Below are 12,975 nucleotides of genomic sequence, written 5' to 3' on the forward strand. Positions count from 1 at the left end.
CGGCGGCGGCCGTCGCCTGTACGACGAAAGTGCGGCCACGAATGTGACACCCGTCGATGCCGCCCCGACGGCGGCTCCGCCGGGCCCACCATGAGCAGGGCGTGGCCGACGAGCCCGAGCGCCGCGATGGGCCCCGGGTCTCGTTGATGACAGGACGGGCTCAGACGGTGATGACGATCTTTCCTCGCGCGTTTCCCGCGACGAGGTGGCGCATGGCCTCCGGCGCCTGCTCCAGTGCGAAGGTTCGGTCGATGCTCGGCGTCACCTTGCCCGCCTCGATGAGGTCGCCGAGCCGTTCGATGTCATTGGCACGTTCGCTGGCGATGAGACCGGTCAGCCGCTGGCCGACGAAGCGTGACAGGACCAGGGCGCGCAGTTGCCGGTCGATGCCTCCCGTAAGCCGGCCGCCGTCCTCGCCGCCGACGAAGACGGCCGTCCCGGTGGGCGTGAGCGCGCGGCGCAGCCGTGACAGGGTGGGGTTTCCCGCGATATTGATGATCACGTCGTAGCGCTGGGCGCCGTCGGCGAAGTCGTCGCGGGTGTAGTCGATGACATGGTCGGCGCCGAGCGAGCGCACCAGGTCGAGCTTGGCGGGGCCGCACACGCCGGTGACCTCCGCCCCGGAGGCCTTGGCCAGCTGCACGGCGTAGCTGCCGACCCCGCCCGACGCGCCGGTGATCAGCACCCGCTGCCCTTGCTGGACCCGGCCGACGTCGCACACGGCACTCAACGCGGTGACCCCCGAGATCGGGGCCGCCGCGGCCTGCTCGAAGGTGGCGTTCGCCGGCTTGCGGACCAGCTTGTCCTCGCGGGCCACGGCGTATTCGGCGAACGAGCCCGGGGCGACCCCGAACACCTCGTCGCCCACGGAGAACCTGGTCACCGCCGAACCGACCGCGACGACCGTGCCGGCGACATCACGTCCGGGCACCGGATTCCTCGGTCTGCGGAATCCGAAGGCCAGGCGGATCAGATACGGCAGGCCCGCCATCACATGCCACGTGCCCCGATCGAGCCCGGCCGCGTGCACCCGCAGGAGCACCTGCTTGCCGGTGACCTTCGGCCGGGCGATCCGCGCCAGGCGCAGGACGTCCGCCGAACCGTAGGCGACCTGCACGATCGCCCGCATCGTGCCGCCCGCCGTGCTGCCGCTCTGGCCGTCTGTCGCGGCGTTGCGCTGCTGAGATTCCATCATCGGTTCCCTTCGTGTGCCGGTGGTCTTCACGCGCGCCGTCCCGGCCCATCAGCGCCGAGGGGCGCGATGGAGATCACTTCGATGTTGACCGAAATCAGATGGGCCAGGACGCCATGCAGGTGTGAGCTGTCACCGATGTCGCCGACCAGGCGGGTGACGCCGTCGCCGGCATGGTCGAGGGTGAAGTCGTCAAGCAGCGGCCGCAGGAGCCTGGCACTGACCCGGCCCCGGATCACGATCTCGTAAGTGGTCGGCTGACGCATGGCCCGATCATCACGGTGAGCGGCATGACGCGGCCTCACATCGCCGGCCATCTCACCCGGGTGAGATGGCCGGGGCGGTAGGTTCTGGAACGTGAGCACGATGGGGGAGACGAGCCTGGCGGCCACCAAGCTGCGCCCGCCCCCGCCGCCCGGTCAGCTCGTCCGCCGCTCCAGGCTCGACGACCTCCTCGACCGCGGCGTCGGCGGCCAGGCCCGCCTGGTCCTGGTGAGCGCCCCGGCAGGCTCGGGCAAGTCGACCCTGCTGGCGTCGTGGCTGGCCGGCCGGCCAGAAGCCGTCGCGTGGCTGCAGGTGGAGGAGAGCGACTCCGACCCGGTCAGGTTCTGGTCCTATCTGGCCGAAGCCATCGGGCAGGCGCACCCGATCGCCGCCAACGACCTGAAGGCGATCGTGGTCGGCTCGAACGGCGACGAGTTCATGGTCGTGACCGCTCTGGTGAACCAGCTCGCCGCCGTCGCCGGCCCGCTCGTCGTCGTCATCGACGACTACCACCTGATCGACAACGCCGGCGTGCAGCGCGGTGTGGAACGCCTCATCGAGCTCTGCCCGCACCAGGTCACCATCGTGCTGTCCACCCGGATCGACCCGCCCTTCCGGCTCGGCCGGCTACGCGTACGCGATCAGCTGGCGGAGGTCCGGGGCGCCGACTTACGTTTCGACGCCGACGAGGCAGCCGGTCTGCTCGGCTCGCCCGCGCTCGACCGGGCTCTTCTCGATCAGCTCTGTGGCCGGACCGAGGGCTGGGCCGCCGGACTCGTGCTCGCGGGCCTGTCGCTCGAACGGGCCGCCGACCCCAGAGGGTTCATCGAAGCGTTCCGGGGCGACGATCAGTTCGTGGTCGACTATCTCCGCGACGAGTTCCTGGCCACGGTCGGCGCCGACGATCGGCGGCGCCTGCTGGAGACGTCGATACTCGACCAGTTCAACGGCGCCCTCGTCGATGCCGTCACCGGCGCGTCCGGGGGGGCGGCCTGGCTCAACGACACCGCGAGCGCCAACCAGCTCCTGATCGGTCTCGACCGCACCCGCACCTGGTTCCGCTACCACCACCTCTTTCGCGATCTGCTGCGGCTCGAAGCGCACCAGGCCTTCCCTGAGCGCGTCCCCGGCCTCCACGCCCGCGCCGCGGCGTGGTTCGAAGCCCAGGGCGATCACGGTCAGGCGATCGTCCATCGGCTCGCCTGCGGTGACCTCCACAAGGCCGGCCGGCTGCTGCTCGTGCACGGACCGCGGCTGATCGCCGGCGGCCAGACGGAAACCCTGCGGGGGTTGCTCGACCGGCTCGGCGAGGTGGCGAAGACCCTGACGTGGTGCGCTCTGATGTACGGCTGGTGCGAATACATCAGCGGTCGTTACGCGCGCGCCGAAGAGTGGCTCGGCATCATGCTCGACGCGGCGCCCGAGGGCTTCGACCAGACCCCGTCGATCTCGCTGCGCGTGAACATCCAGCTCGCCCGGGGTGACGTCGCCGCCGCGCTCGGCACCGTCCGGCAGGTGAGCGTGTCCCTGATGGCGTACTCAAGCGATCTCACGACCGCGGCCGGCGCGGCCTACGCCTGGGCGGGGCAGGCCGGCGAAGCCAGGCGGGCCCTGCGGCTCGCGGCCGAGATGGCCGCCGCCGACGAGATCAGGACGGCGCAGGTCCTGGCCCTGGTGTACCTGGCCGTGGTGGAGTTCGACGACGGCCACGCGGCGAGCGCTCAGAGCGCCGCGTGCACGGCGGTGGACACGGCGCGGCGGTTCGGGCTGGCCTCCTATCACGGAATCGCGCCCGCCTACGCGATCCGAGCCAGAACCGGCGAAGACCCGGCGCGCGCTCACGCGGACGCGACGCACGCACTGAGCCTGGCCAGACGGGCCTCCACCGATCTTGCCCTGGGCTTCGTCCTGACGGCCTGCGGCGACACGCTCATCGGCTTGGGCGATCCGGCCGGAGAGCCGCTCCTGGCCGAGGCCCGGGCCGTCTTCGCCCGCTGCCCCGACCCCGGCATCGCCGGTCGCTACCTGGCACGTACACAATCCCGCCATGGCGTCGCCGAGGCGCGGGCCGGTCGCGTGGCCGTGCTCGCCGAGCAACTGACCGAGCGGGAGCTGGCCGTACTGCGGTATCTGCCGGCGAACCTGTCGCAACGCGACATCGCGTCGGAGCTGTACGTGACGCTCAACACCGTGAAGACCCATTGCCGGGCGATCTACCGCAAGCTCGGCGTCGGCGATCGCAGAGCCGCCGTCCAGGCCGCACGCGACCTGCACCTGCTGTAGACCGTCACCCCTCCGCTCGATCAAGGTTCTCCCCGCTGCTCACGGCCGCCGCCCTGACCCTGACGGCGAAAAGCCGTGCGGTGAGCTCCCGGCCGCGCGATAGTGCGAAGAACGAGCCGCGACGAGACGGAGGCGCTCGCTCAGGTTCGGTCGGAGTGCTCGGGTAAGAAGCCTTCAAGGCCGCCAGACCATTTGTCTGGCGTCGCTGAACATGACAGCGGGGCCTGCAGCCAACCTAGGCACTGTCATTTAGATCGGTATCTATTCAGCAGACTCCTTCTTCCGGGAACCAGGGTTCCCCAGAGATCAGCTGTCCACCAAACCGGGCCAACTCCACCCGCCACATCGCGCGGCACCCGAACCTCGACCGGTCCGACGTCGGTCACCACAGTCTTGGTGCGGTTGCCGTTGCGGCTGTTGCCGCTGTTCTTCCCGGCCGGGTCGTGCCTGTCATAGCCGAGGTGATCGGTGATCTCGCCTTCCAGGGCCGACTCCAGCACCCGTTTGGTCAGCTGCTGCAGCAGGCCGCCCTCACCGGTCAGCTGCAGCCCCTCACTACGGGCCCGATTGACGAGCATCGAGATCAGCTGCTCGTCCGTCATCGAGCGGTCCGGCCCGGCAGGCAGTTCGTTCATGGACAGCGACTCCACGGCGGTCTCGGACATCAAGCGTCTCTTCCTTGATCATCAGGTCCGCCGTTAGCTTGCAGTCCCCGCCCTGACCATCCAAAGGCGCATCCAGCAGAGGGAGAACCTCCGGCATCCCCAGCCGGACCAGCATCGCTGTCGCTTTCAAGGCCGCGAACCACTGACCGGCACTCACCACCTGGCCGGCGATCAGCGCAGGCCGACGGTGCATCACCACCTCAAGCACGAGTTGTTGCTGATCAGCGAGTTTGCTACTCACCACGCTTGTGCCGATCTGCGGGATCGGCTGATCGCACACGGTCCCGCCGAGGACCGCGCCGCACCGCAACGGAGTCGGCATCCGTGAGCGAGACAGACGCGCAGGCCGGCCAGCCGGACCCCGGCGCACAGAAACGCGGCACCGCGGGCAGAGATCCACCAGCAGCGTCTGGTGCGCGGGACAAACCGCGGCCCAGCTCAGCTTCCACCAGACCGGCCACACTCCGCCCGAAGCCGCCAGGCACGCGGGGCATACCCGGCTGGCGAAGAACTGCACCCACTCACGGCCCTCGGCCCGGCGGACTGACTCCCTGTCGCCCACGCGGACACCTGTGAGGTCCAGGACCGAGCCGTCGAACATCTCCAGGTGCATCTCGCGCGCTGTCCCGGAGTACACGCCTGTGGCGGCCTCGACAGCTCTGCACGTCTCCGGCATCGTGACGACGCCATACGCCAGCCGCCGAGGTCCGACCGTCACCATCTCCCGAGCCGAGCCTCCTCCTGTCGTACACGCGCCTGCTGACAGTCCCGATGTCTCGCTGCCAAGTGCTCTGACACCTTGCTTGCCGTACTGACATCTGCAAGCGCCCCAGACAGCAGCCCGCCGCAAGGCTCGCTCTTGACGAGACAAATGAACACTTTTTTAATTCCCTCAAGGAGGGATCCCGCCCTCCTCAAGTGCTTGCTCACCGCCCTCACCCATCACCCCCACGGAGAACCCCCAGCACAGACGGGAACGACGGCAATGAAGGTACGGATCGACTCCGAGCGTTGCCAAGGGCACGGCCGCTGTTACGACCTGGCCCCTGCCCTGTTCGGCGAGGACGACGAAGGTTACGGCACGGTGCTCGGCAGCGGCGAGGTGGCCGCCGGTCAGGAGCCGGAGGCGCGCCTGGCGGCGGCCAACTGCCCCGAGCGGGCGATCGAGGCCGAGAACGGAGCCGCCCGATGAGCGTGGACGACCGCTTCGGCCCCGAGCTCGACGAGGCGCGCAAGAACCGCCCGCTCCCCACGGCCAGCGAGATCGTCACCGACCCGGTCTCCGACTGGGCCGGCGATTTCTCCCACGTCGATCCGGTCTGGGCCGCCGATCCGTACCCGATCCAGGACGAACTGCGCAGGAGCTGCCCGATCGCGCACACCGAGCGGTTCGGCGGGGTGTGGCTGCCGACGCGGTACGAGGACGTGGCGGCCGTGGCGTACGACACCGAGCGGTTCTCCTCCCGCGGGATCATCGTGAGCAACGTCCGGCCGCCGCGCGAGCTGGCCCCGATGGGCAGCGTGCCGCCGATCTCGTCCGATCCGCCGTTCCACCACGACGCGCGCAAGCTGCTGCTGCCCGCGTTCACCAAGAGCGCCGTGCGCAAGCAGGAGGAGGCGACGCGGGCGTACTGCCACGAGCTGATCGACGCGTTCGAGGCCCGGGACCTGGTGGACGGCGCGCACGAGTACGCCCAGCACATCCCGGTGCGGGTGATCGCCAACCTGCTCGGCCTGCCGCCCGAGGACGGGCCGCTGTTCCGGCAGTTCATCGAGAACTCGCTCGAGAGCGTCAACAAGCCGCCCGAGGAGCGCGCCGACGGGTTCGCCGCGCTGGCGGACTACCTGCTCGCCCAGATCCGCGACCACGTCGACCACCCGCGCGACGACCTGATCACGTACCTGGTCGACGCCGAGCTCTACGGGCACAAGCTCAGCCCCGACCACGTGCTCGGCACGATCATCCTGCTGCTCATCGCGGGCATCGACACCACGTGGAGCGCGATCGGCGCGTCGTTGTGGCATCTGGCCGGGACGCCGCGCGACCGGGAGCGGCTGGTGGCCGAGCCGGGTCTGCTGCCGGCTGCGATGGAGGAGCTGCTGCGGGCGTACGCGCCGGTCACGATGGCGCGGCTGGTCAGGCAGGACATGCACTGGAACGGCGTGGACATGAAGGCCGAGGACTGGGTGCTGCTGTCCTTCCCGGCGGCGAACCGGGACCCGGCGCAGTTCGAGCGGGCCGATGAGGTGGTCATCGACCGGGAGGTCAACCGGCACGCCGCGTTCGGGCTGGGCATCCACCGTTGCGTGGGGTCGCATCTGGCGCGCATGGAGCTGCGGGTGGCGCTGGAGGTGTGGCTGGAACGCGTTCCGGTCTTCTCCCTGGCGGACCCGGCGGCGGTGACGTGGGCGGCCAGCCAGGTGCGCGGGCCGCGCACGCTGCCCTTGCGCATCGGCTGACCGCGCCGATCCTACGCATCAGCCGACCGCGCTGCTCCTGCGCATCGGCTGACATCCGCGTGGCCTCTGCGCGTGGCCGGCCACCGCGCCCCCCTGTACGGCGGCCGGCCTGGAGCGTGGGCTTGCAACTGGACGCCGCCACGGCCTGGCTTCTAGAATTAAAATCTAGAATAAAGCTCCTCCAAGCCGAGGGTGGGTCATGCCACAGCGGATCTATGTCGATGGTGAGTGGGTGCCGGCGAGCGGCGGCGCCGCGATACAGGTGGTGAACCCCGCCACCGAGGAGGCCTTCGACGAGGTGCCGCGCAGCGGCCCCAAGGACGTGGCGCGCGCCGTCGAGGCGGCCGCCGCCGCGCTGCCCGCCTGGTCGGCCAGGCCCGTCACCGAGCGCGCCGGGCTCTGCGCCGCCGTGGCGGCGGCCCTCGGGGAGCGGGCCGACGAGCTGACCGAGACGATCGTCAACGAGCTCGGCATGCCGCTCAAGCTGACCCGGGCCATCCAGGTCGGCTCGCCGATCCGGACGTTCCTGTCGATGCCCGAGGTCGCGGCGGCCGTCGCGTTCGAGGAGCCGATGGGCTCCTCCGTCGTCCACCGGGACCCGATCGGAGTCGTCGGCGCGATCACCCCGTGGAACTACCCGCTGCACCAGATTGCGGCGAAGGTCGCCCCCGCGCTGACCGCCGGCTGCACGGTGGTGCTCAAGCCCAGCGAGGTGACGCCGCTCGACGCGTTCGTGCTGGCGGAGGTGATGCACGAGGTCGGGATCCCGGCCGGGGTGTTCAACGTGGTGTCGGGCACGGGGCCGGAGGCGGGGGAGGCGCTGGCCGCGCACCCGCTGGTGGACATGGTGTCGTTCACCGGCTCCACCCGCGCCGGGCGGCGGGTGGCCGAGCTGGCCGCCGCCGGGGTCAAGCGCACCGCGCTGGAGCTGGGCGGCAAGTCCGCGAACGTGCTGCTCGACGACCTCGGCGACGCCGCGTTCGAGGACGCCGTGCGCAAGGGCGTGGCGGCCTGCTACCTCAACTCCGGCCAGACCTGCTCGGCCCTGACCAGGCTGCTGGTGCCGCGCGAGCGCCTCCAGGACGCCGAACGCATCGCGGCCGCGGAGGCGGTCACGTACACGCCGGGCGACCCGCGCGACCCGGCCACCCGGCTCGGCCCGCTGGTCTCGGCCGTGCAGCGGGAGCGCGTACGCGAGCACCTGCGCTCGGCGGCCGAGGACGGCGCGACGATCCTCACCGGCGGCCCCGACGCGCCCGACGGGCTGGAACGCGGCTACTACGTGCGGCCCACCGTCATCACCGGCGTGGCGCCCGAGTCGCGGATCGCCCAGGAGGAGATCTTCGGTCCTGTCCTGGTCATCCTCCCCTACGACGGGGAGGACGAGGCGGTCCGCATCGCCAACGGCACCCCGTACGGGCTGGCGGCCGGCGTCCGCGCCGCGGACCAGGACCGCGCCCTCAGGGTGGCCAGGCGGCTGCGCGCCGGGCAGATCCGGATCAACGACGGCGCCCACAACGGCCTGGCCCCGTTCGGCGGGTACAAGCAGTCCGGATACGGCCGCGAGTACGGCCGCTTCGGCCTGGAGGAGTTCCTCACCACCACGTCCGTCCAGCTCTGAGCCCGGGAGAGAGCACACATGCGAGGCGTCATCCTGCGTGAGACGGGCAAGCCCGTCGAGGTCACCGGCGAGCTGAGCGTGCGGCCGCCGGGGCCGGGAGAGGTACGGGTGCGGCTGCGCGCCGCCGGCGTCTGCCACTCCGACCTGTCGATGTGCGAGGGCCGCCTGCCCGCCCGGCTGCCGCTGGTGCCCGGGCACGAGGGGGCCGGGGAGGTGGTCGAGCTCGGCCCCGGCGTGAGCGGCCCGCCGGTCGGCACGCACGTGATCCTGTCCTGGATCCCGCCCTGCGGGAGCTGCCTGCTGTGCCTGGGCGGCCAGCCGAACCTGTGCGTCAGCGTCCGCCCGCCGTCGTCCACCGTGACGTTCGAGGGCGAGCCCGCGCACGCCGGGCTGGGCGTGGGCTGCTTCGCCGAGGAGACCGTGGTCGACGCGCGCGCTGTCGTCCCGATCCCGGACGACGTGCCGTTCGACGTGGCCGCCGTGGTCGGCTGCGCGGTGCTGACGGGTGTCGGCGCCGTGGTCAACACCGCGCGGGTGCGTCCCGGCTCGTCGGTCCTGGTGATCGGCTGCGGCGGCGTCGGGATCAACGTGATCCAGGGCGCCAAGCTGGCCGCCGCCGCCCCCGTCCTGGCCGTGGACCGGGTGCCGGAGAAGCTGGAGGCGGCCAGGGCGTTCGGCGCCACCCACGTGGCCACGCCCGACGAGCTGGGCGAGGCGGTCAAGGAGCTGACCGACGGGCTCGGCTTCGACTACGCCTTCGAGGTCGTGGGCCGCTCGGCCACGATCAGGCAGGCATGGCAGGCCACCCGGCGCGGCGGCACCACCGTCGTGGTGGGCGCCGGCAGCCGCGACGACCTGGTCTCCTTCACCGCGGCCGAGCTGTTCGCCACGGAGCGGCGGCTGGTCGGCTGCCTGTACGGCTCGGGCGACGTCCGCACCGACTTCGGCCGGCTGCTGCGGCTGTGGCGGGCCGGGCGGCTCGACCTGGAGGGCCTGATCAGCCGGCGCATCACCCTGGACGGCGTAAGCGAGGCCTTCGCGGCCATGGGGTCGGGCGACGTGATCAGGTCCCTGATCATGTTCTGACCGTGGTCATGAGCTCGTGCCCGCGCCACGGGGCTCCAGGTCCGGGGCGCGGGAGGCGGCGACGGTGGCGCGGCCCGACGGCAGGCGGGTCGAGATGGCCATCACCACGATCGTGGCCAGGCCGGCGGCGATCAGCAGCGCCTCCACGCTGACCACGTCGGCCAGCGGGCCGAAGACGACCATGCCGACCGGCGTGGCCAGCGCCATCACGATGCTGACGTAGCTGAACACGCGCCCGTGCATGGTCGGCTCGACGCTCTCCTGGATCAGCGTCATGAACGGGGTCGAGAACGGCGGCACCAGCAGCCCGAGCACGAACATGAAGCCGTAGAACACCCACAGGTTCGTGCTCAGCCCCAGCCCCACGGTCACGGCCCCGAAGCCGTAGACGGCGATCAGGATCAGCCCCACCCGGCCGCGGCGCGCCAGCACCGTGGACATCAGCACCCCGCCGAGCAGCATGCCGAGGCTGAAGGCAACCTCCAGCACCGCCAGCATCCACTCCTCGCTGCCGAAGCTGCGCGCGACCATCAGCGGCGTGACGAACGAGGGCGCCACGGTGAGCAGGAAGATGATCGTGTACACGATGAGCAGCCAGCGCACGACCGGTTGCGTGCGGATGTAGCGCATCCCCTCGACCAGGTCCTGCCCGTAGGAGGTGCCCGGCCCGGCGGCCCGTTCCAGCGTCGGCACCGCGACCAGGGCGAGCAGGCCGATCCCGGCGACCGCCGTGACCACGTCCAGGAAGAAGACCGGGACGATGCCGAACGCCGTGAAGATGGCGCCGGCGGCGGCGGGGGCGAGCAGCGCCATCGCCGAGCTGATGGTCTGGAAGATCCCGTTGACGCGCATGAGGTGCTCGGCCGGCACGATCTGCGGGATCATCGCCTGCACGGCCGGAGTCTGCACCCCGGCTCCGATCGATCGGACCGCCACCGCCAGCAGGATGATCCACAGGTCGGTCACGCCGTTGGCCATCAGCATCGCCAGCGCCAGCGTCGCGGCCGCGATGCCCGCGTCGGCGATCATCACCAGCACCCTGCGGTTCATCCGGTCGGCCAGCACACCGCCGAAGAGCGACACCAGGCCCTGCGGCAGGAACGCGGCCACGGCGTAGAGTGCCACCGCCAGCCCCGACCGGGTCTCCAGTGTCACCCACCACATCACCGCGTACTGCACGACCATCGAGCCGAACAGGGACACGGTCTGGCCGGTCAGGAACAGGGCGACGTTGCGCCGCCAGGGAACGGCGGTGGTCTTCTCAGTATCCGTCATGCCCTAGATCGTGCCTGCTTCTCGCCGCCGCCGCAGTCCGTTATCCGGTCGCCCGCAGCATGGGCACCAGGAACCGCCTGGCCACCGCGGCCAGTTGCGCGTCGTCGTCGAGATCGACGACCTCGCTGGGGATCGCCAGGAACGAGGCGGACACGCGCACCATCAGCTCGGCCACCAGGTCGGTGTCCAGGTCACCCGGCACGTGGCCGGCGCGTTGCTCGCGGCGGAGCTGGCCCGCGACGAACCGGCGCACGGTAGCGAGCGTCTGGCCGCCGTCATTGATCATGGAGGGGACGAGCAGGTCCGGCTCGGCGGCGATCAGGCCGCCGATCAGCGGGTTGGACCGGATCGCGCGCAGCGAGCTCACGAAGCCCAGGACCACCCGGTCGGCGGCGGTGCCCGCCTGCTCGATGTCGACGAGGAACTGATCGAAATACCGGCGGAACTCCCGGCGCACCACGTGCTCGACCAGCACGTCCTTGGTGGCGAAGCGCCGGTAGACGGTGATCCGCGAAACCTTCGCCCGCTTGGCCACGTCCTCCATGGTCGAGCGCCGGATGCCCATGCGGCAGAACTGCTCGTACGCCGCGCCGAGAATGCGCGAGCGGACCTCGTCCGTGTCGTCGACGCGTTCGACGGCGTCAAGGTACGCGCGCTCCAGCAGCGACTGCGAGTTCGGCGGTGCCATGAGTGCGGACAGCGCAGCTTCCACGATCACCTCCTGTGAATGTCATTGTGCCTCAATCGCCTAACGGCCGTTGTCGCGTCTTGTGATGGCCGTCACGTTGTGCTGTCATGATACGCAGAAGCGCAAGGCGTTTCATCGTATCAGCGCACGTTCCCGGCCTCGGCGAAGGAGGAGCGAAGCATGGGCGAACTCAGCAGGCGCAACATGTTGAAGGCGGGAGGTGCGCTGGGCGCGCTCGGCGCGCTGAGCATCGCGACCCCCGCACACGCGTGGACATGGTCGCCCCAGGGCTCGGTCGCGGGCACCGGGGCCGGCCTCGACCCGCGCTGGGTGTGGGACGAGGAGGCCGACCCGCTGGTGGCCTCGCTGCTCGACCGGGGCGACGTGCCCCGCGTCAACGAGCTGCTGCGCACCTGGACCAAGAACGGCCAGCCGTTACCCGACGGGCTGCCGGCGGACCTGCGGGACTTCATGGAGCGGGCCCGGCAGCTCCCGACGTGGGCCGACCAGGGCAAGCTGGCGCTCGCGGTCGAGTTCAACAAGAAGCGCGGGCTCTACCTCGGCGTCCTGTACGGGCTGGCCAGCGGCATGATGAGCACGGTCATCCCCAAGGAGGCCCGCGCCGTCTACTACTCCCAGGGCGGCGCGGACATGAAGGACCGCATCTCCAAGACCGCCAAACTCGGCTACGACATCGGCTCGCCCAACGCCTACCGGCCCGACGGCGAGATGATCGTGACCTGCGTCAAGACCCGGCTGGTGCACGCGGCGGTACGGCACCTGCTGCCGCAGTCGCCGTACTGGTCGGAGGTCGCCGAGGAGGAGATCCCGATCAGCCAGCGGGACATGATGGTCACCTGGCACAGCCTGCCCACGACCGTCATGCAGAAGATGGTCGCCTGGAAGGTGCCCATCCCCAGCGCCGAGTCCGCGGCGTTCCTGCACTCCTGGCAGGTGGGCGCGCACATGCTCGGCATCAAGGACGAGTACATCCCCGCGTCGTGGGCGGAGGCCAACAGCCAGGCCGAGCAGGTCCTGACCCCGGTGCTGGCCCCCACGCCCGAGGGCGTCAAGCTGGCCGACATCCTGCTCAACCTCGGCTCCTCCGTCGACGCGGGCATCCTCAGCAAGCCGATACTCGGCTCCTTCACCCGCTTCATGCTCGGCGACGAGATCGCCGGCTGGCTGAAGATCCCCAGGGAGCCGGTCTGGGACCCGCTGCTCAGGCTCTCCTGGAAGCCCTTCATCGCGGTCCGCGAGGGGCTGCTTCCCCTTCCGCTGGCACCGGAGGCGTACTGGCTCTTCGACGAGTTCCTGCGCAAGGCGGCCCTGCTCTTCCTGTCGGAGGCGCGGCCGATCAGCATCGAGATCCCGGAGAGCAATCGCCCGTCCTGAGCGGGGCGCCCCGACAGACAGAACAGACAGAAAGGAACGGTCGTTC

11 protein-coding genes and 1 pseudogene are annotated in these 12,975 nt (G+C 70.6%); 6 read left to right on the forward strand and 6 right to left on the reverse strand.

Annotated elements, in window-relative coordinates; translation table 11 throughout:
• Positions 1 to 160: 160 nt before the first annotated feature.
• Together ACBJ32_RS33035 and ACBJ32_RS33040 are read right to left on the reverse strand one after the other, a co-directional pair.
• Complete coding sequence (locus tag ACBJ32_RS33035) at positions 161 to 1,195, reverse strand: NAD(P)-dependent alcohol dehydrogenase (protein WP_375130078.1); 1,035 nt, start codon at positions 1,193 to 1,195, stop codon at positions 161 to 163.
• A 26-nt stretch (positions 1,196 to 1,221) separates the two neighbouring features.
• Entirely contained in the window at positions 1,222 to 1,458 is a 237-nt protein-coding gene (locus tag ACBJ32_RS33040; RefSeq protein ID WP_138664249.1) for a hypothetical protein, read from the reverse strand.
• 100 nt (positions 1,459 to 1,558) lie between these two features.
• Between ACBJ32_RS33040 and ACBJ32_RS33045 the strand changes: the two genes are divergently transcribed.
• Complete coding sequence (locus ACBJ32_RS33045; protein WP_375130291.1) at positions 1,559 to 3,739, forward strand: LuxR C-terminal-related transcriptional regulator; 2,181 nt, start codon at positions 1,559 to 1,561, stop codon at positions 3,737 to 3,739.
• Positions 3,740 to 4,059: 320 nt separating this feature from the next.
• On the opposite strand, the pseudogene ACBJ32_RS33050 reads toward ACBJ32_RS33045, so the two are convergent.
• A pseudogene (locus tag ACBJ32_RS33050) lies at positions 4,060 to 4,317 on the reverse strand (transposase); the annotation flags it as partial.
• Positions 4,295 to 5,125: a TniQ family protein gene (locus ACBJ32_RS33055; RefSeq protein ID WP_375130079.1), complete on the reverse strand. Its 831-nt coding sequence runs from the start codon at positions 5,123 to 5,125 to the stop codon at positions 4,295 to 4,297. The pseudogene ACBJ32_RS33050 and the gene ACBJ32_RS33055, both read right to left, overlap by 23 nt.
• 264 nt (positions 5,126 to 5,389) lie before the next feature.
• On the opposite strand from ACBJ32_RS33055, the gene ACBJ32_RS33060 reads away from it, so the two are divergent.
• The 4 genes from ACBJ32_RS33060 to ACBJ32_RS33075 all read left to right on the forward strand — a co-directional run bounded on the left by ACBJ32_RS33060 (position 5,390) and on the right by ACBJ32_RS33075 (position 9,571).
• Positions 5,390 to 5,596, forward strand: coding sequence for a ferredoxin (locus ACBJ32_RS33060; RefSeq protein ID WP_375130080.1), 207 nt, complete (start codon positions 5,390 to 5,392; stop codon positions 5,594 to 5,596).
• Entirely contained in the window at positions 5,593 to 6,864 is a 1,272-nt protein-coding gene (locus ACBJ32_RS33065) for a cytochrome P450 (protein ID WP_375130081.1), read from the forward strand. Before ACBJ32_RS33060 ends, ACBJ32_RS33065 begins: the two co-directional genes overlap by 4 nt.
• A gap of 199 nt (positions 6,865 to 7,063) precedes the next feature.
• Positions 7,064 to 8,485 (forward strand): aldehyde dehydrogenase family protein, encoded by a 1,422-nt coding sequence (locus ACBJ32_RS33070; RefSeq protein ID WP_375130082.1) that lies wholly within the window; start codon positions 7,064 to 7,066, stop codon positions 8,483 to 8,485.
• An 18-nt stretch (positions 8,486 to 8,503) separates the two neighbouring features.
• Positions 8,504 to 9,571, forward strand: a complete 1,068-nt coding sequence (locus ACBJ32_RS33075) for a Zn-dependent alcohol dehydrogenase (RefSeq protein WP_375130083.1) — start codon at positions 8,504 to 8,506, stop codon at positions 9,569 to 9,571.
• Between the two features lie 6 nt (positions 9,572 to 9,577).
• On the opposite strand, the gene ACBJ32_RS33080 is transcribed toward ACBJ32_RS33075, so the two are convergent.
• Together ACBJ32_RS33080 and ACBJ32_RS33085 are read right to left on the reverse strand one after the other, a co-directional pair.
• On the reverse strand, positions 9,578 to 10,846 hold the full coding sequence (locus ACBJ32_RS33080; RefSeq protein ID WP_375130084.1) for an MFS transporter: 1,269 nt from the start codon (positions 10,844 to 10,846) through the stop codon (positions 9,578 to 9,580).
• A gap of 40 nt (positions 10,847 to 10,886) precedes the next feature.
• A complete protein-coding gene (locus tag ACBJ32_RS33085) occupies positions 10,887 to 11,534 on the reverse strand; it encodes a TetR/AcrR family transcriptional regulator (RefSeq protein WP_357884821.1) in 648 nt (215 codons plus the stop codon).
• A gap of 180 nt (positions 11,535 to 11,714) precedes the next feature.
• Between ACBJ32_RS33085 and ACBJ32_RS33090 the strand changes: the two genes are divergently transcribed.
• Positions 11,715 to 12,929: an oxygenase MpaB family protein gene (locus ACBJ32_RS33090; protein WP_357884718.1), complete on the forward strand. Its 1,215-nt coding sequence runs from the start codon at positions 11,715 to 11,717 to the stop codon at positions 12,927 to 12,929.
• Positions 12,930 to 12,975: the final 46 nt, after the last annotated feature.

This window comes from Nonomuraea sp. GTA35, from assembly GCF_041950525.1.
In the GTDB taxonomy this organism is placed as follows: domain Bacteria; phylum Actinomycetota; class Actinomycetes; order Streptosporangiales; family Streptosporangiaceae; genus Nonomuraea.

What these genes read in the sequence shown, in the direction of transcription:
- ACBJ32_RS33055 (WP_375130079.1), bottom strand. Translation starts at nt 5,125, where the DNA reads ATGGTGACGGTCGGACCTCGGCGGCTGGCGTATGGCGTCGTCACGATG.
- ACBJ32_RS33065 (WP_375130081.1), top strand. Translation starts at nt 5,593, where the DNA reads ATGAGCGTGGACGACCGCTTCGGCCCCGAGCTCGACGAGGCGCGCAAG.
- ACBJ32_RS33090 (WP_357884718.1), top strand. Translation starts at nt 11,715, where the DNA reads ATGGGCGAACTCAGCAGGCGCAACATGTTGAAGGCGGGAGGTGCGCTG.
- ACBJ32_RS33040 (WP_138664249.1), bottom strand. Translation starts at nt 1,458, where the DNA reads ATGCGTCAGCCGACCACTTACGAGATCGTGATCCGGGGCCGGGTCAGT.
- ACBJ32_RS33075 (WP_375130083.1), top strand. Translation starts at nt 8,504, where the DNA reads ATGCGAGGCGTCATCCTGCGTGAGACGGGCAAGCCCGTCGAGGTCACC.
- ACBJ32_RS33080 (WP_375130084.1), bottom strand. Translation starts at nt 10,846, where the DNA reads ATGACGGATACTGAGAAGACCACCGCCGTTCCCTGGCGGCGCAACGTC.
- ACBJ32_RS33085 (WP_357884821.1), bottom strand. Translation starts at nt 11,534, where the DNA reads ATGGCACCGCCGAACTCGCAGTCGCTGCTGGAGCGCGCGTACCTTGAC.
- ACBJ32_RS33070 (WP_375130082.1), top strand. Translation starts at nt 7,064, where the DNA reads ATGCCACAGCGGATCTATGTCGATGGTGAGTGGGTGCCGGCGAGCGGC.
- ACBJ32_RS33035 (WP_375130078.1), bottom strand. Translation starts at nt 1,195, where the DNA reads ATGATGGAATCTCAGCAGCGCAACGCCGCGACAGACGGCCAGAGCGGC.
- ACBJ32_RS33060 (WP_375130080.1), top strand. Translation starts at nt 5,390, where the DNA reads ATGAAGGTACGGATCGACTCCGAGCGTTGCCAAGGGCACGGCCGCTGT.
- ACBJ32_RS33045 (WP_375130291.1), top strand. Translation starts at nt 1,559, where the DNA reads ATGGGGGAGACGAGCCTGGCGGCCACCAAGCTGCGCCCGCCCCCGCCG.